This is a genomic window from Streptomyces sp. CLCI03 (genome assembly GCF_053615355.1).
The window spans coordinates 4,952,623-4,978,142 of record NZ_CM132132.1; the positions used below are offsets into that span (position 1 = coordinate 4,952,623).

At 71.6% G+C, this 25,520-nt stretch carries 18 protein-coding genes; 10 read left to right on the forward strand and 8 right to left on the reverse strand.

The features are described from left to right. Nucleotide 1: 1 nt before the first annotated feature. From ACWG52_RS22885 to ACWG52_RS22905, 5 genes are read right to left on the reverse strand one after another with little or no spacing between them, the layout of a single operon-like run. Nucleotides 2–1,312, reverse strand: coding sequence for a DUF58 domain-containing protein (locus ACWG52_RS22885; RefSeq protein WP_390169281.1), 1,311 nt, complete (start codon nt 1,310–1,312; stop codon nt 2–4). Continuing rightward, the gene (locus ACWG52_RS22890) at nt 1,312–2,298 is read right to left on the reverse strand and encodes an AAA family ATPase (RefSeq protein ID WP_030388623.1); all 987 of its coding nucleotides are present in this window, start codon (nt 2,296–2,298) and stop codon (nt 1,312–1,314) included. The genes ACWG52_RS22885 and ACWG52_RS22890 overlap by 1 nt, the downstream gene beginning before the upstream one ends. Beyond that, nucleotides 2,295–3,566 (reverse strand): DUF4350 domain-containing protein, encoded by a 1,272-nt coding sequence (locus ACWG52_RS22895; RefSeq protein WP_389818303.1) that lies wholly within the window; start codon nt 3,564–3,566, stop codon nt 2,295–2,297. The genes ACWG52_RS22890 and ACWG52_RS22895 overlap by 4 nt, the downstream gene beginning before the upstream one ends. Further along, the gene (locus ACWG52_RS22900) at nt 3,563–4,243 is read right to left on the reverse strand and encodes a DUF4129 domain-containing protein (RefSeq protein WP_389818301.1); all 681 of its coding nucleotides are present in this window, start codon (nt 4,241–4,243) and stop codon (nt 3,563–3,565) included. The genes ACWG52_RS22895 and ACWG52_RS22900 overlap by 4 nt, the downstream gene beginning before the upstream one ends. A gap of 7 nt (nt 4,244–4,250) precedes the next feature. Beyond that, nucleotides 4,251–5,510, reverse strand: a complete 1,260-nt coding sequence (locus tag ACWG52_RS22905) for a hypothetical protein (RefSeq protein WP_389818299.1) — start codon at nt 5,508–5,510, stop codon at nt 4,251–4,253. Nucleotides 5,511–5,823: 313 nt separating this feature from the next. Between ACWG52_RS22905 and mtrA the strand changes: the two genes are divergently transcribed. From mtrA to ACWG52_RS22935, 6 genes are all read left to right on the forward strand, one after another. Further along, nucleotides 5,824–6,513 (forward strand): two-component system response regulator MtrA, encoded by a 690-nt coding sequence (gene mtrA, locus ACWG52_RS22910; RefSeq protein ID WP_199810456.1) that lies wholly within the window; start codon nt 5,824–5,826, stop codon nt 6,511–6,513. Nucleotides 6,514–6,535: 22 nt separating this feature from the next. Then, on the forward strand, nt 6,536–8,470 hold the full coding sequence (gene mtrB / locus ACWG52_RS22915; protein WP_389818313.1) for an MtrAB system histidine kinase MtrB: 1,935 nt from the start codon (nt 6,536–6,538) through the stop codon (nt 8,468–8,470). After that, complete coding sequence (locus ACWG52_RS22920) at nt 8,460–10,334, forward strand: LpqB family beta-propeller domain-containing protein (RefSeq protein ID WP_389818295.1); 1,875 nt, start codon at nt 8,460–8,462, stop codon at nt 10,332–10,334. Before mtrB ends, ACWG52_RS22920 begins: the two co-directional genes overlap by 11 nt. Before the next feature lie 66 nt (nt 10,335–10,400). Beyond that, complete coding sequence (locus ACWG52_RS22925) at nt 10,401–11,150, forward strand: ComF family protein (protein ID WP_390141191.1); 750 nt, start codon at nt 10,401–10,403, stop codon at nt 11,148–11,150. A 326-nt stretch (nt 11,151–11,476) separates the two neighbouring features. Further along, a complete protein-coding gene (gene hpf / locus ACWG52_RS22930; RefSeq protein ID WP_030774206.1) occupies nt 11,477–12,172 on the forward strand; it encodes a ribosome hibernation-promoting factor, HPF/YfiA family in 696 nt (231 codons plus the stop codon). A gap of 209 nt (nt 12,173–12,381) precedes the next feature. Beyond that, the gene (locus ACWG52_RS22935) at nt 12,382–13,128 is read left to right on the forward strand and encodes a response regulator (RefSeq protein WP_389818289.1); all 747 of its coding nucleotides are present in this window, start codon (nt 12,382–12,384) and stop codon (nt 13,126–13,128) included. 71 nt (nt 13,129–13,199) lie between these two features. Here the strand turns inward: ACWG52_RS22935 and ACWG52_RS22940 are convergent, their stop codons facing one another. Further along, nucleotides 13,200–14,372, reverse strand: coding sequence for a winged helix-turn-helix domain-containing protein (locus ACWG52_RS22940; protein WP_390169284.1), 1,173 nt, complete (start codon nt 14,370–14,372; stop codon nt 13,200–13,202). Nucleotides 14,373–14,381: 9 nt separating this feature from the next. Next, on the reverse strand, nt 14,382–14,972 hold the full coding sequence (locus ACWG52_RS22945; protein ID WP_389818284.1) for a GNAT family N-acetyltransferase: 591 nt from the start codon (nt 14,970–14,972) through the stop codon (nt 14,382–14,384). Nucleotides 14,973–15,212: 240 nt separating this feature from the next. Between ACWG52_RS22945 and secA the strand changes: the two genes are divergently transcribed. Beyond that, nucleotides 15,213–18,011, forward strand: coding sequence for a preprotein translocase subunit SecA (gene secA / locus ACWG52_RS22950; RefSeq protein WP_389818282.1), 2,799 nt, complete (start codon nt 15,213–15,215; stop codon nt 18,009–18,011). Between the two features lie 155 nt (nt 18,012–18,166). Here secA and ACWG52_RS22955 read toward each other — a convergent pair whose 3' ends face one another. Further along, nucleotides 18,167–18,592, reverse strand: a complete 426-nt coding sequence (locus ACWG52_RS22955; protein WP_390169313.1) for an Rv3235 family protein — start codon at nt 18,590–18,592, stop codon at nt 18,167–18,169. Nucleotides 18,593–18,918: 326 nt separating this feature from the next. Between ACWG52_RS22955 and ACWG52_RS22960 the strand changes: the two genes are divergently transcribed. From ACWG52_RS22960 to ACWG52_RS22970, 3 genes are all read left to right on the forward strand, one after another. Then, on the forward strand, nt 18,919–19,419 hold the full coding sequence (locus ACWG52_RS22960) for a DUF6912 family protein (protein ID WP_389816155.1): 501 nt from the start codon (nt 18,919–18,921) through the stop codon (nt 19,417–19,419). After that, nucleotides 19,416–20,111: an HAD family hydrolase gene (locus ACWG52_RS22965; RefSeq protein ID WP_389816158.1), complete on the forward strand. Its 696-nt coding sequence runs from the start codon at nt 19,416–19,418 to the stop codon at nt 20,109–20,111. Before ACWG52_RS22960 ends, ACWG52_RS22965 begins: the two co-directional genes overlap by 4 nt. Nucleotides 20,112–20,478: 367 nt before the next feature. Further along, the gene (locus tag ACWG52_RS22970) at nt 20,479–25,443 is read left to right on the forward strand and encodes an NAD-glutamate dehydrogenase (protein ID WP_389816161.1); all 4,965 of its coding nucleotides are present in this window, start codon (nt 20,479–20,481) and stop codon (nt 25,441–25,443) included. Nucleotides 25,444–25,520 lie beyond the last annotated feature (77 nt).

A 25,520-nucleotide genomic window follows, 5' to 3' on the forward strand; every position in this document is an offset into this window, starting at 1 on the left:
CTCAGAGGCGGCCGGCCGCCTTCAGGGCCAGGTAGGCGTCCGCCAGGGCCGGGGCCAGGGTGTCCGGGGTGGCGTCGACCACGTGGACGCCGTGGCGGGTGAGCTGGTCGGACGTGCGGCGGCGTTGGGATTGGGTCTGGGTGCCGGCGGCGGCCTCGTAGACCGCGTCCACCGACCCCCGTGATCTTGTCATGGCCGCGACGTGCGGGTCGGCGACCGAGGCCAGCACGACCGTGTGCCGCTGTGTGAGACGGGGGAGCACCGGGAGCAGGCCCTCCTCGATCGGAGCCGCGTCCAGGCTCGTCAGGAGGACCACCAGGGAGCGGCGTGGGGCGCTGCGGAGGATCGTGGAGACCAGGGTCCTGGCGTCCGTCTCGACCAGCTCCGGTTCCAGGGTGGCCATGGCGTTGACGAACGACGGGAGGGTGTCGGCCGCGGAGCGGCCCTGGACCTGGGCGCGCGGGCGGCGGTCGTGGGCCAGCAGGTCCACGCGGTCGCCTGCGCGGGTGGCCAGGGCGGCGAGGAGCAGGGCCGCGTCCATCGCGGAGTCCAGGCGGGGGGCGTCGCCGACGCGGCCCGCCGAGGTACGGCCGGTGTCCAGGCAGATGAGGATGTGCCGGTCGCGCTCGGGGCGCCAGGTGCGGACGGCCACCTTGTTCTGGCGGGCCGTGGCACGCCAGTCGATGGAGCGGGTGTCGTCGCCGGGGACGTAGTCGCGGAGGCTGTCGAACTCGGTGCCCTCGCCGCGGGTCAGGACGCTCGTACGGCCGTCCAGTTCGCGCAGGCGGGCCAGCCGGGACGGGAGGTGCTTGCGGCTGGTGAAGGGCGGTAGGACCCGGACGGTCCAGGGGGCCGCCTGGGAGCGCTGGCGGGCCCACAGGCCCAGAGGGCCGTAGGAGCGGATCGTGACGCGGTCGGCCTGGCGGTCGCCGCGGCGGGTGGGCAGCAGTCGGGTGGTCAGCCGGCGGCGTTCGCCCGCGGGCACCACCACCTCGTGGCGGGACACGGCGGTCTCCGTGCCCGGGAGCCAACTGCTGGGAGGCCAGGCGTCCCGTACGCGGGCCCGGAGCTTGCGGCCGCTGGGGTTGGTGACGGTGAGGTGGACCTCAGCCGGTTCGCCGAGGCGGACCGAGGTGTCTCCGGAGCGGGCCAGCACCAGGCCGCGTACGGGCGCCGCGAGGGCGCCGTCGATCGCGCAGGCCAGTGCGATCGGGCCGTTGACCGCGAGCATGCCGGTCCAGCTCGGTTCGAGAAGGCCGACCGGGATGCTGCCGAGGGCCGCCAGCAGGGCGGCGCGTCCGGTGAGGGCCATCAGCGCGGGACGGGGACGTGGGAGAGGATCGCCGTGATCACCGCGTCGGCGGTGACTCCCTCCATCTCCGCTTCGGGGCGCAGCTGGACGCGGTGGCGCAGGGTCGGCAGGGAGAGGGCCTTGACGTCGTCGGGGGTGACGTAGTCGCGGCCGGTGAGCCAGGCCCAGGCGCGGGCGGTGGCGAGCAGGGCGGTCGCGCCGCGGGGGGAGACGCCGAGGGTGAGGGACGGCGATTCGCGGGTGGCGCGGCAGATGTCGACGACGTAGCCGGCGATCTCGGGGGAGACGGAGACCTTGGCGACGGCCTGGCGGGCGGCTTCGAGCTGGGCCGGGCCCGCGACGGGACGGATGCCGGCGGCGTGCAGGTCGCGGGGGTTGAAGCCGGCGGCGTGGCGGGTCAGGACCCCGATCTCGTCCTCGCGGGAGGGGAGGGGGACGGTGAGCTTGAGGAGGAAGCGGTCGAGCTGGGCTTCCGGGAGGGGGTACGTGCCCTCGTACTCGACCGGGTTCATGGTGGCGGCGACCAGGAAGGGGTCGGGGAGCTTGCGGGGGGTGCCGTCGACCGTGACCTGGCGCTCCTCCATCGCTTCGAGGAGGGAGGACTGGGTCTTGGGCGGGGTGCGGTTGATCTCGTCCGCGAGGAGGAGGTTGGTGAAGACCGGGCCGTCCTGGAAGGAGAACTCGGCGGTGCGGGCGTCGTAGACGAGGGAGCCGGTGACGTCGCTCGGCATCAGGTCCGGGGTGAACTGGACGCGCTTGGTGTCGAGTTCGAGGGATGCGGCCAGGGCTCGTACGAGGAGGGTCTTGGCGACGCCCGGGACGCCTTCGAGGAGGACGTGGCCGCGGCACAGGAGCGCGACGACGAGGCCGGTGACGGCGGAGTCCTGACCGACCACGGCCTTGCCGATCTCGGTGCGGAGCGCTTCGAGGGAAGCGCGGGCGCTGTCCGCGGTCACTGCCGTGGACTCGGTGGCCGGGTACGTCATGACGTACGGACCTCTCTTTCGAGGGCGTCGAGGTGGTCGGCGAGCGCGACGAGTGCCGCGTCGTCGGAGGGGGTGGTGCCGAAGAGGAGGGCGGTCACGTCCCGGGGCTCGCCGGTCAGGCGGGCGGAGACGGCCGGGGCCAGTGCCGCGGGGTCGTGGGCCTGGGTGTGGGGTACGCCGACCAGTGCGGCGAGGCGTTCGCGGGTGGCGGCGCGCAGCACGGTGGCGGCGCGGTCGCGGGCGTCGGCCTTGCGGTAGAGGCGGGCGCGGCCCTCGGTGGCCTCGGAGGCGCGGATGACGACGGGGAGCTTCTCGGTGACGAGGGGGCCCAGGCGTCGGGCGCGCCAGAGGGCGGCGAGGACGGCGGCGACGAGGAGTTGGAGCAGGGCCCAGGACCAGCCGGCCGGGACGAGTTCGAGGAGGCTCTTGTCCTCGCCGGAGGGCGCCGTGTCGGGGTCGGAGTCCGCGAGGGACGGCAGGTACCAGACGAGGTTCGGGCGGGAGCCGAGGAGTTGGAGGGCCAGGGAGGCGTTGCCTTCGTCGGCGAGGGACTCGTTGAGGAGGATCGTCTCGGAGCCGAGGAGGACGGTGTCGCCGCCGGTGGGGCCGGTGGGGAGGACGAGGAGGGTGGGGTCGCCGCCGCTGGGGTAGCAGGCGGTGGCCGCGGGGAGGGTGGTGGTGTAGCGGAGGCCGCCGCCGGTGGCGGCGCGGCCGGCCGACGTGGCGGCGGGCAAGGTGCAGCCGGGGGCGGGGTGTTCGGTGTCGGCGTCGCCCGCGGTCTGCACGCCGGGGGAGAGCTCGGTGAGGCTGTGGCTGCTGGGGGCGACGAGGACGGTGCGGCCGCCGGAGAGGTCGATGGCCGAGCGGATGACGCCGCGTTGGGTGGCGCCGAGCCGGTCGGGGTCGGTGACCAGGAGGGTGGTGCGGGGGCCGGCGGCGTCGGCCGCCTCGCGGGCGGTGGTGACGACGCGGAGGGAGACGCCGCGTTCCTTCAGGAGCTCGGCGACGGCACGGCTGCCGAAGGGGTCGGTGGTGCGGGGGTCGAGGTAGCCGTGGTGGGAGCCGGAGTTGAGGGCGGCCGTGGCGATGACGCCGGCGGCGAGGACGGCGACGGCGGTGAGGGCGCGGCGGATCCGGCGGACGCGGCGGGTGCGCGCGTCGACGTCGGGGTCGCCGGGTGCGGGGGCGGGGAGGGGGGCGGTGCCCTCGGGCTCCCGCGCCTCGGACGCGGGCGCCGTCGGTGCGGCCGGGTCGGTCGGGCCGGTCATGCGGTGGGTCCCGTCAGCAGCGGCTTCGCGCGGTCCAGGGTCAGGTCGAGGGTGCGCACGCGTGCGTACGTGTCGGCGTCGGCGGTGCGGCCGCCGTAGGTGACGTCGTCGAAGGTACGGGCGGCGGCACGGAGTTCGGCGGCGTGGTCCGGGAGGGAGACGGCGGCCTCGGCGGCGGCCTCGTCGGCGGTGCGGCCGGGACGCGGGTCGAGCAGGGTGCGTTCCTCCAGGGAGCGGACGACGGCGCGCATGCGTTCCTGGACGGCCTCGGTCCAGCGGCCGGCGGCGGCGTGGGCGTCGGCGGCGGTGCGGTGGTCGGCGGCGCTGCGCGCGCTGTCGGTGAACAGGACACCGGCGCCGGTGGTGACGCGGCCGGGGGTGCCCAGGCGCCACCAGAGGGCGCCGACGGCGAGGAGGACGAGGACGAGGATCACGAAGAGGCCGAAGCCGCCTCCGGGGGTCGCCCCGGAGGCGGCGCCGAGCAGGTCGTCGAGCCAGTCGAAGAACTTGCGCACGGCGCGGTCGAACAGGCTCGGGTCGTTCTCGTGGTACATCGGCTTGGACAGTTCGCGTTCGGCCGCTTCCCTGGCGGGTTCGCGCGGTGTCGTCACCGGTGGTGTCTCGGCGCTCGGCAGGAGCGTCGTGGCGCGGGTGATGAGGCCCCCCGTACTCATCATCTGTGCGTCAGCCTCCGGTCGTGCCGTAGTTCTCCAGGCCGGCGGCCCGGGCGAGCTCCAGGTCGAGTCCCTCGCGGCGGATGCGCTGGTCGACGTAGAGCAGGACGGTGACGCCGGACTGGAACGGCATGACGATGGTCTGCGCGATGATCAGGCCGATCGCGGGGGCGATCAGTGCGCCCCAGTTGTTCATGCCGCTGCCGTCCTCCAGGGCGTCGATGCCACCGCTGAAGGCGAGGAGGCTGAGGATCTGGAACGGGGCGACGATCATCCCCGAGATGAAGAAGGCGATCAGGGCGGTGAGGATCGTGATGCCGAAGATCCGCCACCAGGTGTTCTTGACCAGCTTCGAGGAGCGGGCGAACGCCTTGAAGACCGACCCCTTCTCCAGCATCAGGGCGGGCGAGGCCAGGCTGAACTTGACGCCCAGCCAGACCAGGAGCGGCACCCAGACGAAGACACCGAGGATGACGAGGCCGACGTTGTCGGTGAGGGCGCCCGGCAGGATCAGGACGGCGCCGAGCAGGACGGCGCCGAGGGCCAGCAGCAGGGTGAGCCCGATCAGGCGCAGCAGCTGGGGGCGGGCCTCGCGCCAGGCGCCGGAGACCGAGGACTGCTGGCCGAGCACGGCGCGGCTGAAGACCATCGTGAGCATCGCGGTGACCACGATCGTCCCGAGGACCTGGATGAACTGGATCACCACGGAGGCGCCGAGGGTGCTGCCGAGCGAGTCGAAGACCTCTTCGGGGCCGGCGTCCGGGTCCGTGACGAAGGCGATGTCGTCCAGCATGAACTTCTGGACGATCACGCTGATGATCTGGACGACGGTGGCCACGACGAGGGTGATCGGCAGGACCGAGCGCCAGTGGGTGCGCATGGTGGCGACGGCGCCGTCGAGGATCTCGCCGAGGCCCAGGGGCCGCAGCGGGATCACACCGGGCTTCGCGGCTGCGGGTCGACCCCACTGGCCGGGGCCGCCCGGGTAGCCGTACTGGGAGCCGTACCGGCCCGCCTGAGGGGTGCCTGGCTGCTGTCCCCAGCCCGTGGTGGGCTGCGGCTGGGCCTGCGGGGTCTCGGGCGTGGTGCCCGGGCTCGACCACTGACCGGGCGGCGGCTGCTCGGCGGACCACTTCGGGCCGCCGGTGGGCTGCGCGGGCCGCTCGGGCTGTGCGGGCGCTGCGGGCTGCTGCGCGCCGCCGTCGGTGCCCGGCCGCTCGCCGTCGGACGGAGAGGATCCGGGCGAAGCCCAGCCCGGAGAGTCGTTCATCGTCACTCCTTCATGTGCGCCTGCCGCGGCGGGGCGCTGGTCGCTGCCATCGTGCCACGTAGGGGGCCCGAACGGAGTAGGGGGTGGGCGGCGGATCGGGCGCGGTGGCGGGGTGGAGAGGGCCGGTTCGGGGCGATCCTGACCGGTCGGTCGATCCCGGGCGGTGCCGCGGGGTCCTCGCAGCCCGTACCTTCAATAGTCGACCCGATCGGGGCAGACTGCGTGGAGCTGATCTCCACGCAGGTCCGAGGGTCGATTTCCAGCCCTTTTGGCTGTGGGACAGCTCACCGCCGGGTAACGATTAGCTAATGGGATGATGTCAAGCATGAAGGGACGAGTCCTTGTCGTCGACGACGACACCGCGCTGGCCGAGATGCTCGGCATTGTGCTGCGTGGAGAAGGTTTTGAGCCGTCGTTCGTAGCGGACGGCGACAAGGCGCTGGCGGCCTTCCGGGAGGCGAAGCCCGACCTGGTGCTGCTGGACCTCATGCTGCCCGGAAGGGACGGCATAGAGGTGTGCCGGCTCATCCGTGCCGAGTCCGGCGTGCCGATCGTCATGCTCACGGCCAAGAGCGACACGGTGGACGTCGTCGTGGGCCTGGAGTCCGGGGCCGACGACTACATCGTCAAGCCGTTCAAGCCGAAGGAGCTGGTGGCCCGTATCCGGGCGCGCCTGCGCCGGTCGGAGGAGCCCGCGCCCGAGCAGCTGGCCATCGGTGACCTGGTCATCGACGTGGCCGGGCACTCGGTCAAGCGGGAGGGCGCTTCCATCGCCCTGACCCCGCTCGAGTTCGACCTGCTGGTCGCCCTCGCGCGCAAGCCCTGGCAGGTCTTCACCCGTGAGGTGCTGCTGGAGCAGGTCTGGGGCTACCGGCACGCGGCGGACACCCGCCTGGTCAACGTGCACGTGCAGCGCCTGCGCTCCAAGGTCGAGAAGGATCCGGAGCGCCCCGAGATCGTCGTGACGGTGCGTGGTGTCGGCTACAAGGCCGGACCCAGCTGACGTGCAGTCCGGCACCTCCGGCATGTCCGGCAGGGTCCCGGGCGGCCTCCGCCCGTGGAAGTTGCGCCTCGGTCGGCTGTTCCGGGACCGTGCGTCGAGCAGCCGCGTCCTACGGCTCTTCGTCCGCGTGGCCCGTCGGCCGCTGCTTCCGGCTGTCCGCCTGTGGCGGCGCAACATCCAGCTCCGGGTGGTCGCGGCCACCCTGCTGATCTCGCTCGCCGTGGTCCTCGCCCTGGGCTTCGTCGTCATCGCCCAGGTCAGCAGGGGTCTGCTGGAGGCCAAGGAGGAGGCGGCGCAGAGCCAGGCCGCGGGCGGGTTCGCGGTGGCGCAGGAGAAGGCCAACGCCCCGGCCGCGGTGGACGGGCCCGACGCCACCGACAACAAGGTCGGCCGGGATGCCAGTACCTGGATGAACTCCCTGGTCAAGCAGTTGGCCAGTGGTGGGCAGACCGCCTTCGAGGTCGTCGCGCTGGGCGCGGGAACGGGCGACGAGGCGCTGCCGGGGACGCAGGGCGTCAAGGGGGCCCGGGCCTCCGGGAACGTGGACCCGACCGCCAGCGTCCCGCTGGGGCTGCGCCGGGCCGTCAACCATGCCACCGGCGCCTTCAAGACCTTCTCCGAGATCCGGTACACCAGCGGGGACGGGGCGAAGGAGCCCGAGCCGGCGCTGGTCATCGGCAAGCGTCTCTCGGACATCAACGGTGACCCGTACGACCTGTACTACCTCTTCCCGCTCACGCAGGAGGAGGAGTCCCTCAATCTGATCAAGGTCACCATCGTGACCGCGGGTCTGTTCGTCGTCGTCCTGCTGTGCGGGATCGCCTGGCTCGTCGTACGCCAGGTGGTGACCCCTGTCCGGATGGCCGCCGGGATCGCCGAGCGGCTCTCGGCCGGGCGGCTCCAGGAACGGATGAAGGTCACCGGTGAGGACGACATCGCGCGTCTCGGCGAGGCCTTCAACAAGATGGCGCAGAACCTCCAGAACAAGATCCAGCAGCTGGAGGAGCTGTCCCGGATGCAGCGTCGCTTCGTCTCGGACGTCTCGCACGAGCTGCGTACCCCGCTGACGACGGTACGGATGGCCGCCGACGTCATCCACGACGCCCGGGTCGACTTCGACCCGATCACCGCGCGCTCCGCCGAGCTGCTCGCCGGGCAGCTCGACCGGTTCGAGTCGCTCCTGGCCGACCTGCTGGAGATCAGCCGGTTCGACGCCGGGGCCGCGGCCCTGGAGGCCGAGCCGATCGACCTGCGTGACGTCGTGCGCCGGGTCATCGACGGCGCCGAGCCGCTCGCCGAGCACAAGGGCACCAGGATCCGGGTGCTGGGCGACACCCAGCCGGTCATCGCCGAGGCGGACGCCCGGCGGGTGGAGCGGGTGCTGCGCAATCTGGTCGTCAACGCCGTGGAGCACGGCGAGGGACGCGATGTGGTGGTTCGGCTGGCGTCCGCCGGTGGGGCCGTCGCCGTCGCCGTACGGGACTACGGGGTGGGGCTGAAGCCCGGCGAGGCCACCCGCGTCTTCAACCGGTTCTGGCGGGCCGACCCGGCGCGGGCGCGTACGACCGGCGGGACGGGCCTGGGCCTGTCCATCGCCGTCGAGGACGCCCGGCTGCACGGTGGCTGGCTGCAGGCCTGGGGCGAGCCGGGCGGCGGCTCGCAGTTCCGCCTGACGCTGCCGCGCACGGCCGACGAGCCGCTGCGGGGCTCGCCCATCCCGCTGGAGCCCGAGGATTCGCGGGCCAACCGGGCCCGGGCCGCGGCCGAGGCCGCGGGTGGCGCGGCGGAGCGTACGCCCGCGGAGCCGGGCGACCGTTCGCCGATACCGCCGCGCTCGCCCGTCGCCGGTGCGATGCCGGTGCCCGCCGACCCGACGGCCCTGCCGGGGAACGGGGCCAGGGTCGTGGCCCGCCCGGCCGACCAGGCACAACAGGAGGACCGAGCCGATGGACGCTGAGCCCTTGGACGCGCGGGCGGGGCGTGCGCGGGTGCGGCGCCGGCGGCTGCGGACCGTACGGGCGTACGCCTTCGGGGCGGTCGGGCTGCTGCTCGCCGGCTGTGCCTCCATGCCGGACAGCGGTGACATCCGCCCGGTGCAGGCTTCGCAGGGCGTGGACTCGCAGGTGCGGGTGTTCGGCGTACCGCCCGCGGACAAGGCCAGCCCGGCGGAGATCGTCGACGGCTTCCTGGAGGCGATGACCAGCGACGACCCGCAGCTGGAGACCGCCCGGAAGTACCTCACCGAGGCCGCCGCGAAGAACTGGAAGCCCGGCTCGGCCGTCACCGTGCTGTCCTCCGGGCTCAACCGGGTTCCCAACCGGGGCGAGAAGGACCCCGAGGGGCCCCGCTGGAAGGTGACCGGCAAGAAGCTCGCGACCGTCGACGAGCACAGCGCGTACCAGCCGCAGACGGGGGCGAGGGAGTACGAGGAGTTCCTCCAGCTCGTCCAGAACGAGGACAAGCAGTGGCGGATCTCGACCCCGCCGAGCGGGCTGGTGCTCAGCGAGTCGGACTTCCAGCGCATCTACATGCCGGTCAACAAGTACTACTTCGCGGGTGGAACGCTCGTCGCCGACCCCGTCTACGTGCGTCAGCGCACCGATCCGGACTCGCGGATGGACCCGACCACGCAGACCGTGCAGTCGCTGCTGGCCGGTCCTTCGCGGTGGCTGGCGCCGGTCGTGGAGTCCAGCTTCCCCACCGGTACGGAACTGGGTCCGGGCACCAAGTCCCTTTCGTACGACGGGCAGAACACGCTGCGCGTGCCGCTCAACGAGAAGGCCGAGAACGTCGCGCAGCCGCAGTGCAAGAAGATGGCCACCCAACTCCTCTACACGGTCAAGGATCTGACGGGCTCCCGGCTGGACCAGGTCGAACTGGTGCGGGCCGGCGGGAAGTCGACGTCGCTGTGCTCGGTGAGCGAGGTGAGCGCGAGCGCGATCGCGGGGCGGCCCAAGATTCCCGAGTTCCAGTACTTCGTCGACAACGACAAGCGGCTGGTCCGGATGAAGTTGGACACGAGCAGCGAGGACCAGCAGGCCCGCTTCGAATCGGTGCCGGGTCCGCTGGCCACGCCTCCGGGGTTCAAGGTCAGATCGGCGGCGGTCTCGCACGACGAGCGGCGGGCGGCCGTGATCTCCGAGGACGAGCACGCGCTGTACGTCGTCGCGCTGGTCGGGGGCGGGACGATGCCGCAGCCGTTGCCGATCGGCAAGGGCGGCAAGGCGGCGCTGCTGACCGCGCCGAGCTGGGACGCTTCGGGTGATCTGTGGGTCGCGGACCGCGACCCACAGGGCCTGGGGCTGTGGCGGGTGCCCGGTGGTGCCGGGACGCCGGAGAAGGTGCAGGTCGCGGGGCTCGACGGGCGGAAGATCGTCTCGTTGAAGGCGTCCGCGGACGGGGCGCGGATCGCGCTGCTGGTGGAGCAGCCCGACGGCAACAAGGTGCTCTACGTGGGGCGGATCGAGCGGCCCGACGGCAAGACGGACTCCTCGGCGGTGTCGGTGCGCGAGCTGCGTCCGGCGGCCCCGCAGATGGTCGACGTGACGGCGATGAGCTGGGCGCCGCGCGGGCGGCTGCTCGTGGTGGGCCGGGAGAACGGCGGCGTGCAGCAGGCCCGCTACATGCTGGCCGACGGTTCGATGGTCGCGGCGAGCCTGCCGGGGGCCACCGGGCTGTCGGAGGTGGCGGTCGCGGCCACGGAGGACGAGGCGAAGCCGAAGCCGGTGGTCGCCTACTCGGAGGACGGGATCGTGTGGCTGCCGCCGGGGGCGCAGTGGCGCACGGTGGCGGGCGGCCGGTCTCCCGTGTACCCGGGCTGACCGCCCTCGGGGAGCGGGTCGTCCACAGGGGTCGCGCGGTGGTGCCGTGCCCGTCAGTGTGGAGCCATGCGGGGTTGGTGGCAGGAGCTCGCCGGGCTGGTCCTGCCGGTGGACTGCGCCGGCTGCGGGGCGGTCCGGGTGCTGGTGTGCGCCGAGTGCCGGGATGCGCTGAGCGGGGCCGGGGAGGGGCCGGTGCGGCCGTCTCCGCGGCCCGCGGGGCTGCCGGTGGTACGGGCCGCCGCCGTGTACGAGGGGGCCGTACGGGGCCTCCTGCTGGCGCACAAGGAGCGCGGGGCGCTGCCGCTGGCCGGGGTGCTCGGTGCCGCGCTGGCGGTGGCTGTCGTGGGCGGCGCAGGCCGCGGTGGTGTCTGCGGGCCGGGTGGTGCGGGGGAGGTGGCGTTGGTCCCCGTCCCGTCGGCGCGGCGGCAGGTGCGGGCGCGCGGGCACGATCCGGCGCGCAGGATCGCCCTGGCGGCCGCGGGGCGGCTGCGGCGGGCCGGTGTTCGCGCGCGGGTGGCGCCCGTACTGGGGCTGCGGCGGGCGGTGGCGGACCAGGCGGGGCTGGGGGCCCGGCAGCGTCGGGAGAACCTCGCGGGGGCGCTGGCGGTGCGCCGGGGTGCGCGGGGGCTTTTGCCGGACGGGATCCGGATCGTGCTGGTGGACGACGTCGTCACCACGGGGGCGACGCTGGCGGAGGCGGCCCGGGCGGTGCGTGCCGCGGGGCTGGTCACGGGCCCGGGGGCGGTGCTGAGGGCGGCGGTGGTGGCCGCGCCGGCGGACTCGTTCGGACGGATCGAGCCGGTGCCGCGCGTTTGAGCAACTCGTACAGAAGAAAAATCTTGTGAATAGATTCGGAACTGGCGGGGAAGGCCCATCGTTGCAGGTAGTAAGAGGGAACAGCCACTTCGTCGGAAGTACATTCCGGTAGCGGGTGCCGACAACCGCCATAGAGGGATATGTTCGGTTGTAAGGAACTCAGGAGGCTGTCTCTCGACTCCGAAGTCGGTGGGGTGTTGATCTTGCCGATGGGGGAGGAGGAGGTGAAAGTCGCCAAGTCCGAGGCTCCGGCCTTCACCGGAGTCTGGTGCGAAAGGGAGACGCTTCGCCCCGTCGGGTGGAGCTCTCCGGGAACGGAGTTCTGCGTGGACATCGTCGTCAAGGGCCGCAAGACCGAGGTGCCCGAGCGGTTCCGCAAGCACGTGGCCGAGAAGCTGAATCCGGAGCGGATCCAGAAGCTCGACGCCAAGGTGATCAGCTTGGACGTCGAGGTGTCCAAGGAGCACAACCCGCGTCAGGCCGACCGTTCCGACCGCGTGGAGATCACCCTGCGTTCGCGGGGACCGGTGATCCGGGCCGAGGCCGCCGCCGCCGACGCGTATGCGGCGCTGGACCTGGCTCAGGACAAGCTGGAGGCCCGGCTGCGCAAGCAGCACGACAAGCGTTACACCCGCCGCGGCAGCGGCCGGATCCCGGCGGCGGAGGTCGCCGACGTGGTGCCGGGCGTCGCATCGCTGAACGGCAGCGGCCAGCCGGTGTCCGAGGAGAAGAACGACGGGGTACCGATCACCCGGATCGGATCCATCGAGGTGCAGGGCGAAGGCCCGCTCATCGTCCGCGAGAAGACCCACTCGGCCGCACCGATGTCGCTCGACCAGGCCCTGTACGAGATGGAACTGGTCGGCCACGACTTCTATCTGTTCGTCGACTCCGAGACGAAGTTGCCCAGTGTCGTCTACCGCCGTCATGCCTATGACTACGGAGTCATCCACGTGAACCCGGACGGTGCCTCCAGCTCGGAGGAGCCGCGGGGCGGCGCCGGTGGCGCGCTCGGCGGCTGAGGTCGATCACATCGGTCCGTCGCCCCCGCGCAGGCGCTCAGGCGCCTGCGCGGGGGCGTCTGTGTGACGGGTGTACGACGGGTATGCGCCAGGTGGCTCACTTGTGGCCCCCGGGCCGTGGTGCGGGCATGGAATCATGGCGTGCAGTCAACCGGCTGCGGTGTGTGTCCGGTTGGCCCAGCAGCTGAGCACATGCAGGGGGAGGAACGATGGCGGACAGCTTCGGGCCGGTGCACGGGGACGACGGCGTCGCGGGCTGCCGCGGGACGGACGACCCGGCGCAGGAGACCGCCCGGGAGCCCATCAGGGTGCTCGTGGTCGACGACCACGCGCTCTTCCGGCGGGGACTGGAGATCGTTCTCGCGCAGGAGGAGGACATCCAGGTCGTCGGTGAGGCCGGGGACGGGGCGGAGGCCGTGGACAAGGCGGCCGACCTGCTTCCGGACATCGTCCTGATGGACGTGCGGATGCCTCGGCGCGGTGGGATCGAGGCGTGCACCTCGATCAAGGAGGTGGCTCCCTCCGCGAAGATCATCATGCTGACGATCAGCGACGAGGAGGCGGACCTCTACGACGCGATCAAGGCGGGCGCGACCGGCTACCTCCTGAAGGAGATCTCGACGGACGAGGTGGCCACGGCGATCCGGGCGGTGGCGGACGGCCAGTCGCAGATCAGCCCGTCGATGGCGTCGAAGCTGCTCACCGAGTTCAAGTCGATGATCCAGCGGACCGACGAGCGGCGGCTGGTGCCCGCGCCGCGGCTGACGGACCGGGAGCTGGAGGTCCTGAAACTGGTGGCCACCGGTATGAACAACCGTGATATCGCCAAGCAGTTGTTCATTTCCGAGAACACCGTGAAGAACCACGTCCGCAACATCCTGGAGAAGCTGCAGCTGCACTCCCGGATGGAGGCCGTGGTCTACGCGATGCGGGAGAAGATCCTCGAAATCCGCTAGGCCGCCCCCGGAAGGGACGGCCTGGCCGGCCCACGGGATGTCCGGCCCGATCGGCAGGACATCCCCAGGGCTCAGAGCGCGGCCAGTTCCGCCGTGACGGCCGCCGCCTCCGCGGGTGAACTCGCGCGTTCGACGCGTACGTCCTCGCAGCCGACCCATTGCGCCGCCTCGCGCAGAGCCAGGGCCATCGCGCCCGCCGCCTTCGGGGAGGTGAGCGAGAGCTGCCGGGCGACCAGGGTGCGGCCCTCGCGGGCCGGGTCGACGCGGCCCTGGAGCCGGCCGCCCGCCAGCAGCGGCATCGCGAAGTACCCGTGAATCCGCTTCGGCTTGGGCACGTACGCCTCCAGGCGGTGCGTGAAACCGAAGATCCGCTCCGTGCGGGGGCGGTCCCAGACCAGGGAGTCGAACGGCGAGAGCAGCGTCGTGCGGTGGCGGCCCCTGGCGGGCTGCGCGAGAGCCGCCGGGTCCGCCCAGGCCGGCTTGGACCAGCCCTCCACCTCGACCGGGACCAGCCCGGAGTCCGCGACCACCGCGTCGAACTGCTCGCCCTTGAGGCGGTGGTAGTCCGCGATGTCGGCGCGGGTGCCGACGCCCAGGGACCGGCCGGCCAGGGCGACCAGGCGGCGCAGGCACTCGCGGTCGTCCAGGTCGTCGTGGAGCAGCGCGTCGGGAACGGCCCGCTCGGGGAGGTCGTAGACCCGCTTCCAGCCGCGGCGCTCGCTGCAGACCACCTCGCCGGTGTCCAGCAGCCACTCCACCGCGATCTTGGTCTCGGACCACTCGAACCACTCGCCGCCGTTCTTGGCGCCGCCCAGTTCGGTGGAGGTCAGCGGGCCGTCCGCCTTCAGCCGGTCCAGGACCGCCCGCGTCGAGTGCTGCTTGTCCTCCAGGATGTGCCAGCGGTGGCCGCGCGCCCGGTTGGCCCGGCGGCGGAACGCGAAATGCGGCCACTCCTCGATCGGCAGGATGCAGGCGGCGTGCGACCAGTACTCGAAGGCGTGCCGGTCCGACCAGTACGCCTGCTCGACGGCGTCCCGGCCCACCGCGCCCAGGCGCGCGTACGGGATCAGCTCGTGCGAGCGGGCCAGGACCGAGATGGTGTCCAGCTGTACGGCGCCCAGGTGGCGCAGGACCCCGCGGACCCCGCCGCGCCGGTCGGGTGCCCCGAGGAAGCCCTGCGCGCGCAGGGCGATGCGCCGGGCGTCGTCGGCGGACAGGGAGAGAGAAGCGGTGCCCGAAGTCATCCCGGCAGACTAGGACGTACCACTGACAGCGGGCAGGTAGGGCAGTCGCGAGGGCAGGCCCAGGTCGGAGGGGAGCAGGGCGCCGACCCAGCAGTCGCGGGCGGTGCCGCGCTGCTCGATGCCGGCCCGCATGACGCCCTCGACCCGGAAGCCGGCCTTCTCGGCCACGGCGCGGGAGCCCGCGTTGCCGACCTCGGCCCGCCATTCCAGCCGGGCGACGCCCAGCTCGGTGAACGCCCAGCGGGCGACGGCCAGAACCGCCTCGGTCATGTAGCCGTGGCCGCGGTGTTCCTTGGTCGCCCAGTAGCCGATCTCGTGGCTCGCGAAACCGCCGGTGCCGCGGACGTGCACGCCGACGGACGCGACCAGCGGGCCCCGCGCCCCCAGACGTACCGCGAAGGGCATGGCCGTGCCCTCGCGCCAGCCGGTCGGGGCGATCTCGTTCACGAAGGCGTGCGCGTCGGCGTGCTCGTAGGGGGAGGGGACCACCGTCCAGCGCTGGATGTCGGCGTCCTGCGCCGCGGCGTAGACCTCGTCCTCGTCCGCGGGGGTGAAAGGCCGCAATACCAATCGGTCCGTGCTCAGTGTCGTGGGCTCCATGAACGAATTCTGCTGCCGTCCCGGTGACGGGGGCGAACAATTTTCGGTGATCCCTCCGGGCGATGCGGCACCTTCGGTGTCCCCCGTACGTTCTCAATCCGGGCACCCGTGCCCTCAGGGAAACGGCGGACCTCCCGACGCGGCCACGTCCTCGCTTACGATGGCCGTTGCGGTGGGGCCCACCTGCCGTGCCCGTGTACGTAAAGTGCCCAGGCCCGACCGGCAAGGAGACAAACCTCGGTGTCCGTCTTCAACAAGCTCATGCGTGCAGGCGAAGGCAAGATCCTGCGCAAACTGCACCGCATCGCGGACCAGGTCAACTCCATCGAAGAGGACTTCGTCAACCTCTCCGACGCCGAGTTGCGGGCGCTCACGGACGAGTACAAGCAGCGTTTCCAGGACGGCGAGAGCCTGGACGACCTGCTGCCCGAGGCCTTCGCGACCGTGCGCGAGGCGGCCAAGCGCGTCCTCGGCCAGCGGCACTACGACGTCCAGATCATGGGTGGCGCGGCGCTGCACCTCGGCTACGTGGCCGAGATGAAGACCGGTGAGGGCAAGACCCTCGTCGGCACGCTGCCCGCGTACCTGAACGCGCTGTCCGGCAAGGGCGTCCACCTGATCACGGTGAACGACTACCTCGCCGAGCGTGACTCCGAGCTGATGGGTCGGGTGCACAAGTTCCTCGGCCTGGAGGTCGGCTGCATCCTGGCGAACATGTCGCCCGCGCAGCGCCGCGAGCAGTACGGCTGCGACATCACCTACGGCACGAACAACGAGTTCGGCTTCGACTACCTGCGCGACAACATGGCGTGGTCCCAGGACGAGCTCGTCCAGCGCGGCCACAACTTCGCCGTGGTCGACGAGGTCGACTCGATCCTCGTCGACGAGGCCCGTACCCCGCTGATCATCTCCGGCCCCGCCGACCAGGCCACGAAGTGGTACGGCGACTTCGCGAAGCTGGTGACCCGCCTGACCAAGGGCGAGGCCGGCCAGCCGCTGAAGGGCATCGAGGAGACCGGCGACTACGAGGTCGACGAGAAGAAGCGCACCGTCGCCATCCACGAGACCGGTGTCGCCAAGGTCGAGGACTGGCTCGGCATCGAGAACCTCTACGAGTCGGTGAACACCCCGCTCGTCGGTTACCTCAACAACGCGATCAAGGCCAAGGAGCTCTTCAAGGCCGACAAGGACTACGTCGTCATCGACGGCGAAGTCATGATCGTCGACGAGCACACCGGCCGTATCCTCGCCGGCCGTCGCTACAACGAGGGCATGCACCAGGCGATCGAGGCGAAGGAAGGGGTGGACATCAAGGACGAGAACCAGACCCTCGCCACGATCACCCTGCAGAACTTCTTCCGCCTGTACTCGAAGCTGTCGGGCATGACCGGTACGGCCATGACCGAGGCCGCCGAGTTCCACCAGATCTACAAGCTCGGTGTCGTCCCGATCCCGACCAACCGCGACCTGGTCCGCAAGGACCAGCCGGACCTGATCTACCGGACCGAGGTCGCGAAGTTCGCCGCCGTCGTCGACGACATCGCGGAGAAGCACGAGAAGGGCCAGCCGATCCTCGTCGGTACGACGTCGGTCGAGAAGTCCGAGTACCTCTCCCAGCAGCTCTCCAAGCGCGGCATCCCGCACGAGGTGCTCAACGCCAAGCAGCACGACCGTGAGGCGACGATCGTCGCCCAGGCCGGCCGCCGGGGCGCGGTCACGGTCGCCACGAACATGGCCGGTCGTGGTACCGACATCAAGCTCGGCGGCAACCCGGACGACCTCGCCGAGGCCGAGCTGCGCCAGCAGGGCCTGGACCCGGAGGAGCACATCGAGGAGTGGGCGCACGCCCTCCCCGCGGCGCTGACCCGGGCCGAGGCCGCGGTCAAGGCGGAGTTCGAGGAGGTCAAGGAGCTCGGCGGGCTGTACGTGCTGGGCACCGAGCGCCACGAGTCCCGTCGTATCGACAACCAGCTGCGCGGTCGCTCCGGCCGACAGGGTGACCCGGGCGAGTCCCGCTTCTACCTGTCGCTGGGTGACGACCTGATGCGTCTGTTCAAGGCGCAGATGGTCGAGCGCGTCATGGCGATGGCGAACGTCCCCGACGACGTGCCGATCGAGAACAAGATGGTGACGCGCGCGATCGCGTCGGCCCAGTCGCAGGTGGAGACCCAGAACTTCGAGACGCGTAAGAACGTCCTGAAGTACGACGAGGTCCTCAACAACCAGCGTGAGGTCATCTACGGCGAGCGCCGCCGCGTCCTGGAGGGCGAGGACCTGCAGGACCAGGTGCGCCACATGATGGACGACACCATCGACGCGTACATCGCGGCCGAGACGGTCGAGGGCTTCGCCGAGGAGTGGGACCTGGAGCGCCTGTGGGGCGCCTTCCGGCAGCTCTACCCGGTGAAGGTCACCATCGAGGAGCTGGAGGACGCCGCGGGCGACCGCGCGGGCATCACCGCCGAGTTCATCGCGGAGTCCGTCAAGGACGACATCCACGAGCAGTACGAGACGCGCGAGAAGACGCTCGGCTCCGAGATCATGCGTGAGCTGGAGCGGCGCGTGGTCCTGTCGGTGCTCGACCGCAAGTGGCGCGAGCACCTGTACGAGATGGACTACCTGCAGGAGGGCATCGGCCTGCGGGCCATGGCCCAGAAGGACCCGCTGGTCGAGTACCAGCGCGAGGGCTTCGACATGTTCAACGCCATGCAGGAGGGCATCAAGGAGGAGTCCGTCGGCTACCTGTTCAACCTGGAGGTCCAGGTCGAGCAGCAGGTCGAGGAGCTGCCGGTGCAGGACGCGGCGCCGTCGCTGACGAAGGAGCCGGTGGGTGCGCGTCCGGAGATCCGGGCGAAGGGCCTGGACGCTCCGCAGCGGCCGGACCGGCTGCACTTCTCCGCCCCGACGGTGGACGGGGAGGGCGGTGTCGTCGAGGGCGACTTCGACAGTGACGTCGCCGGCGGTGAGGGTGACGGGATGACACGGGCGGAGCGTCGCAAGGCGCAGAAGGCCGCGGGCGGGCGTCGCCGGAAGAAGTAACCCTGCGCAGGGTTGCGCGTGAGCTGTCGGCCGGGGCCGGGCACCTACGGGTGTCCGGCCCCGGCCGCGTCGTGCGAGGCCCCGCGTCGTGCGGTGCGGCGCCGCTGCTGGGGCTCCGCCCCAGACCCCGCGCCTCAAACGCCGGCGAGGCTGCATTACGGGCGGGGTCCCTGGATTTCCACCGCCGCGCAGCGCCAGCGGAGGTCCGGGCCCTGCTCGAGGCGGAAGGCCATGGCGGTGAGGCGGTCGCCGGTGGCGATGCGGGCGAAGGCCTCGATGACTCCCGGGCCGGGGGTGAAGCGTCCGCACCGGCGGATCACCGGGCGGAGGCGGTCGCGCAGGGGCTCCGTGGGGGCCAGGGTGATCAGCTGCTGGTAGGCGGGGCCGATGGTGTGGCCGAGGAGCGAGTGGACCGGGCGCAGGCCGCTGACCACCGCGAGGAGGTGTTCGGCGAACCAGTGGTGCGGACCCTGTCGCAGCGCGAGCGGCGGACCGGCCGGGCGTCGTGGGTCGCGGCGGCCCGCGGGTCGGGTCCGGGGTCGGCCCGCGGGCCGTCGGCGGCTGCCGTCGTTGCCGGTCATCGTGTCGCGCATCGTGGTGTCCATCGCGAGCTGCCCCCGAACAGGCCGGGCCCGGAGCGGTACCGGGCGGTAACTTGATGGGGAACTTCTACGGCCGCCGCACACGCTCCGCAACCACGCCGGCGACCCGCCCGACCACCGGCCCGCTTCACCTATCAGGGTGGGCGCCGGCCGGTCACCGGCCCCGGGCGACGCCCGTGCGCGTACCCGGGTGGACGGGCCCGGCTCCCGGTCCCGCGCCCCGAAGGGGGACGGAGTCCATCACCCGCCCGGCCGCGCCCGAGTCGTATCCTGAGGGCGTTTCCGACTACCGAAAGCAGCCGGCCATGCGCGTGTACGTCCCCCTGACCCTCCCCGGGCTCGCCGAGGTGCACAAGGCGGGTGAGCTGGGCCCCGCCCCGCTGTTGGCGTACGCCGTCACCCCCGGGCTCCGCGAGTGGTACGCCTCGGAGGACATGGAGGAGCTGGAGTACGCCGCCCTGAACCGGGCCGCGCTCGCCTCCCTGCGGCTGGTCGCGGCGGACGCGGGCGCCCCGCGCCGCCGCGTCGTGGTCGCCGTCGACGTCGACGACAAGGCCGCCACCGCCGCTCCCGGGGACGACGAGGCCGCTCTCGGCCGGGTGACCCTCGGCGCCGCCGTACGGCTCGCCGTGGCCGCCGCCGTGCACGTGGACGCCGATGACGCCGACGAGGACGTGGCCGCCGCCGTACGGGCCCTGGAGGCCGCCGATGGCGGGGACGCGGACGCGCAGGACACCGTCGACGCCACCGAGGACCACGAACTGCTGTGGTTCGGCGTGCAGGAGATTCCGGGGCTGCTGAAGTGACCGACACGACCACCGCGGCCACCGCCACGACGCTCCCGAACCACATCGTCTGGGACTGGAACGGGACGCTCCTGCACGACATCGACGCCGTCATGGTCGCGACCAACGCCTCCTTCGCCGAGCTCGGCTTCGCGCCGATCACCCTGGAGACCTACCGCGACCTGTACGTCGTACCCGTGCCGAAGTTCTACGAGCGCCTCATGGGACGGCTGCCCACCGACGAGGAATGGCTCGTCATGGACGACACCTTCCACCGCCACTACTGGGCCGCCGCAGCGGACTCCGGGCTGGCCGAGGGCGCCCGCGAGCTGCTCCGCGACTGGCAGCTGGACGGACTCACCCAGTCCCTGCTGTCCCTCGCGCCCCACGACAAGCTCGTCCCCCTGGTCCGCGCCCACGGCATCGACCAGCACTTCCTGCGCGTCGACGGCCGCGTCGGCCCCTCCCACACCTCCAAGGCGGGACACCTCGTACGCCACCTGGCCGCCCTGGACGGGACGGGGGTGACGGCGGACCGTACGGTCCTCATCGGAGACGCCGTGGACGACGCCCTCGCCGCCGCCCACGTCGGCGCCCGAGCCGTGCTCTATACGGGTGGCTCGCACAGCCGCAGCAGTCTGGAATCAGCCGGAGTACCGGTCGTGGACAGCCTGGCCGAGGCCGTCCGGACCGCTCGCGAGCTGGCCGGATAGCGACGCGACGGCCTGCTGCACGGACGGCCGGTCACGTCGCCGGCCAGAGTGTCAAAGTTCCACCCCAAGATTTGTACAGATGCAGCGAATGACGTCCTGGGGGTAGGTCGGGATAGCCTTGTACCCGTGATCAGCGCGATAGTCATCGGGGGCACCGAAGCCTCCGGCCTGCGCCCGGCGCACGACCGTGCCCGGGCCTTCGCTGATCCCCGCCCCCGGGACGTACAGCCGATCATGGCTCATTCCCTCCCGGTCGGCTCTCTCGACGGCATAGCGTCGATCCCGAACGGACACCCCGCCTCGCGGCGCTATGTCATTCCTTCCTTCATCTACGTCACGCAATGGCGCGCGACAGGAGCCAGAGGACATGCAGACCAAGCTGGACGAAGCAAAGGCCGAGCTGCTCGCACGGGCGGCCCGGGTAGCTGAGCACAGCCCGGCCGGGGGGCTACTTCCGACTGGGTCCGAGCGGGGAGGCCGTCCGGATCAGGACACGGTGCTCTCCTACCTCCAGCGCTACTACCTGCACACGGCACCCGAGGACCTCGCGGACCGCGACCCGGTCGATGTGTTCGGAGCCGCGCTCTCGCACTACCGGCTCGCCGAGAACCGGCCGCAGGGCACCGCGAACGTGCGCGTGCACACCCCCACGGTGGAGGAGAACGGCTGGACCTCCAGCCACTCCGTCGTCGAGGTCGTCACCGACGACATGCCCTTCCTCGTGGACTCCGTGACGAACGAGCTGTCCCGCCAGGGCCGCGGCATCCACGTCGTGATCCACCCGCAGGTCGTCGTCCGCCGTGACATCACCGGCAAGCTGATCGAGATCCTCGGCCCCGACTGCGACGCCCACGGCCCCGCCACCGCGCGTCCCCACGACTCCCTCGTCGAGTCCTGGATCCACGTCGAGATCGACCGCGAGACCGACAAGGCCGATCTCAAGCAGATCACCGCCGACCTCCAGCGCGTCCTGTCCGACGTGCGCGAGTCCGTCGAGGACTGGGAGAAGATGCGCGAGGCCGCGCTGCGCATCGCCGAGGGCCTGCCCGACGAGCCCACCGCCCCCGACCTGCGCGAGTACGAGCTCGAAGAGGCGCGTGAGCTGCTGCGCTGGCTCGCCGACGACCACTTCACCTTCCTCGGCTACCGCGAGTACAACCTCGTCGACGGGGACTCCCTGTCCGCCGTGCCCGGTACCGGCCTCGGCATCCTGCGCTCCGACCCGCACCACAGCGGCAAGGAGGACGGCCACCCGGTCTCGCCGTCCTTCAACCGGCTGCCCGCCGACGCCCGCGCCAAGGCCCGCGAGCACCGCCTGCTGGTGCTGACCAAGGCCAACAGCCGCTCCACCGTGCACCGCCCCTCGTACCTCGACTACGTGGGCGTCAAGAAGTTCGACGCCGACGGCAACGTCGTCGGCGAGCGCCGCTTCCTCGGCCTGTTCTCCTCCGCCGCGTACACCGAGTCCGTGCGCCGCGTGCCGGTCATCCGCCGCAAGGTCGCCGAGGTCCTCGCCGGTGCCGGCTTCTCGCCGAGCAGCCACGACGGCCGCGACCTCACGCAGATCCTGGAGACCTACCCGCGCGACGAGCTGTTCCAGACCCCCGTCGACCAGCTCCAGGCCATCGTCACTTCCGTCCTGTACCTCCAGGAACGCCGCCGGCTGCGGCTCTACCTGCGCCAGGACGAGTACGGCCGCTACTACTCGGCGCTCGTCTACCTGCCCCGCGACCGGTTCACCACCGGGGTGCGGCTGCGCCTGATGGACATCCTGCGCGAGGAGCTCGGCGGCATCAGCGTCGACTTCACCGCGTGGAACACCGAGTCGATCCTCTCCCGCATCCACTTCGTGGTCCGCGTCCCGCAGGGCACCGAGCTGCCCGCGCTGACCGACTCCGACGTCGAGCGCATCGAGGGCCGGCTCGTCGAGGCCGCCCGCTCCTGGGCCGACGGCTTCCAGGAAGCGCTGATCGCCGAGTGCGGCGAGGAGCGCGCCGCCGAGCTGCTGCGCCGCTACGGCACCTCCTTCGCCGAGGGCTACAAGGCCGACCACTCGCCGCGCGCGGCCGTCGCCGACCTGATCCACCTGGAGCGGCTCGCCGCCAGCGACCGCCAGTTCGCGCTCTCGCTCTACGAGCCCGTCGGCGCGGGCCCCGGCGAACGCCGGTTCAAGATCTTCCGTACCGGCGACCAGGTCTCGCTCTCCGCGGTCCTGCCGGTGCTGCAGCGCCTGGGCGTCGAGGTCACCGACGAGCGCCCGTACGAGCTGCGCCGCTCCGACCGGGTCAGCGCCTGGATCTACGACTTCGGTCTGCGGATGCCCCTCTCCGGCAACGGGGACAACTACCTCGGCGACGACGCCCGCGAACGCTTCCAGGACGCCTTCGCCGCGGTCTGGCAGGGTGACGCGGAGAACGACAACTTCAACGCCCTCGTGCTCAGCGCCGGGCTCACCTGGCGACAGGCCGTCGTCCTGCGCGCGTACGCCAAGTACCTGCGCCAGGCCGGTTCCACCTTCAGCCAGGACTACATGGAGGACACCCTCCGCAACAACGTCCACACCACCCGACTGCTGGTCTCGCTCTTCGAGGCCCGGATGGCGCCCGTGCGCCAGACCGCCGGCAGCGAGCTCGTGGACGCCATGCTGGAGGAGCTCGACGGGGCCCTGGACCAGGTCGCCTCCCTCGACGAGGACCGCATCCTGCGGGCCTTCCTCACCCTCATCAAGGCCACGCTGCGCACGAACTTCTTCCAGCTCAACGGCGTGGGCGAGCAGCACGCGTACGTGTCGATGAAGTTCGACCCGCAGGCCATCCCGGACCTGCCGGCTCCGCGTCCGGCCTTCGAGATCTGGGTGTACTCCCCGCGCGTCGAGGGCGTCCACCTGCGCTTCGGCAAGGTCGCCCGAGGCGGCCTGCGCTGGTCCGACCGCCGCGAGGACTTCCGTACGGAGATCCTCGGCCTGGTCAAGGCGCAGATGGTCAAGAACACCGTGATCGTGCCGGTCGGCGCCAAGGGCGGCTTCGTCGCGAAGAACCTCCCCGACCCGTCGGTGGACCGCGACGCCTGGCTCGCCGAGGGCATCGCCTCGTACAAGATCTTCATCTCGGCGCTGCTCGACATCACCGACAACATGGTCGCCGGCGAGGTCGTGCCCCCCAAGGGCGTGGTCCGCCACGACGAGGACGACACCTACCTCGTCGTCGCCGCCGACAAGGGCACCGCGACCTTCTCCGACATCGCCAACGGAGTGGCCGAGTCCTACGGCTTCTGGCTCGGCGACGCCTTCGCCTCGGGCGGCTCGGCCGGCTACGACCACAAGGGCATGGGCATCACCGCCCGTGGCGCGTGGGAGTCCGTCAAGCGGCACTTCCGCGAGCTGGGCCACGACACCCAGACCGAGGACTTCACCGTCGTCGGCGTCGGTGACATGTCCGGCGACGTGTTCGGCAACGGCATGCTGCTCTCCGAGCACATCCGCCTGGTCGCCGCGTTCGACCACCGGCACATCTTCATCGACCCGCACCCGGACGCGGCCACCTCCTACGCCGAGCGCCGGCGCCTGTTCGAGCTGCCGCGCTCCTCGTGGGCCGACTACGACACCTCGCTGATCTCGGCGGGCGGTGGCATCCACCCGCGTTCCGCGAAGGCCGTCCCGATCACCGCGCAGGTCCGTGAGGCCCTCGGCATCGAGGCGGGCGTCACCAAGATGACCCCGGCCGACCTGATGAAGGCGATCCTGCAGTCCCCCGTGGACCTGCTGTGGAACGGCGGCATCGGTACGTACGTCAAGTCCACGGCCGAGACGCACGCCGACGTCGGCGACAAGGCCAACGACGCCATCCGCGTCAACGGCTCCGACGTGCGGGCCAAGGTCATCGGCGAGGGCGGCAACCTGGGTCTGACCCAGCTCGGCCGGATCGAGTTCGCCCGCACCGGTGCGGGCGGCGAGGGCGGCAAGGTCAACACCGACGCCATCGACAACAGCGCCGGCGTGGACACCTCCGACCACGAGGTGAACATCAAGATCCTGCTCAACGCGGTCGTCACCGACGGCGACATGACCGTCAAGCAGCGCAACAAGCTGCTCGCCCAGATGACCGACGAGGTCGGCCGTCTGGTGCTGCGCAACAACTACGCGCAGAACGTGGCGCTCGCCAACGGCGCGGCCCAGGCCCCGAGCCTGCTGCACGCCCAGCAGCGCTACATGCGGCGCCTGGAGCGCGACGGACGCCTCGACCGGGCACTGGAGTTCCTGCCCACCGACCGGCAGATCCGCGAGCTGATGAGCAGCGGCAAGGGCCTGACCCAGCCGGAACTGGCCGTGCTGTTCGCCTACACCAAGATCACGGTGGCGGACGAGCTCATCGCCACCGAGCTGCCGGACGACCCGTACCTGCGCCGCCTGCTCTTCGCGTACTTCCCGGCCGCCCTGGCCGAGCGGCTCACCGAGCAGATCGACGCGCACGCGCTGCGCCGGGAGATCATCACCACCATCCTGGTCAACGACACCGTCAACACGGGTGGTTCGACCTTCCTGCACCGTCTGCGCGAGGAGAGCGGGGCCTCCACGGAGGAGATCGTGCGCGCGCAGCTCGCGGCCCGCGAGATCTTCGGCCTGGCCGACGTGTGGGACGCGGTGGAGGCGCTCGACAACAAGGTCGCCGCCGATGTCCAGACCCGGGTGCGGCTGCACTCGCGGCGCCTGGTCGAGCGCGGTACCCGCTGGCTGCTCAACAACCGGCCGCAGCCGCTCCAGATCACCGAGACCATCGCCTTCTTCCAGGAGCGGGTGGGCCAGGTCTGGGCCGAGCTGCCGAAGCTGGTGCGCGGCGCCGACCTGGAGTGGTACCAGTCGATCCTGGACGAGCTGACGGGCGAGGGCGTCCCGGAGGAACTGGCCGCCAAGGTGGCCGGCTTCTCCTCCGCCTTCCCGGCACTGGACATCGTCGCGATCGCGGACCGCACGGGTGCGGACCCGCTGGAGGTCGCCGAGGTGTACTACGACCTCGCCGACCGCCTGGCCATCACCCAGCTGATGGACCGGATCATCGAGCTGCCGCGGTCCGACCGCTGGCAGTCGATGGCCCGTGCCTCCATCCGTGAGGACCTGTTCGCGGCGCACGCGGCCCTGACGGCGGACGTGCTGTCGGTGGGCGAGGGCACGTCGACTCCCGAGGAGCGCTTCAAGGCGTGGGAGGAGAAGAACGCGGCGATCATCGGGCGGGCGCGGACGACTCTGGACGAGATCCAGGGGTCGGACGACTTCGACCTGGCGAACCTGTCGGTGGCGATGCGGACGATGCGGTCGCTGTTGCGCGTGCACAGCTGATCGCGGAGCTGTACCGAACGGGCCGGGCCCGGGACCTTGTGGTCCCGGGCCCGGCCCGTTCCTGGGTTTGCCGCCGG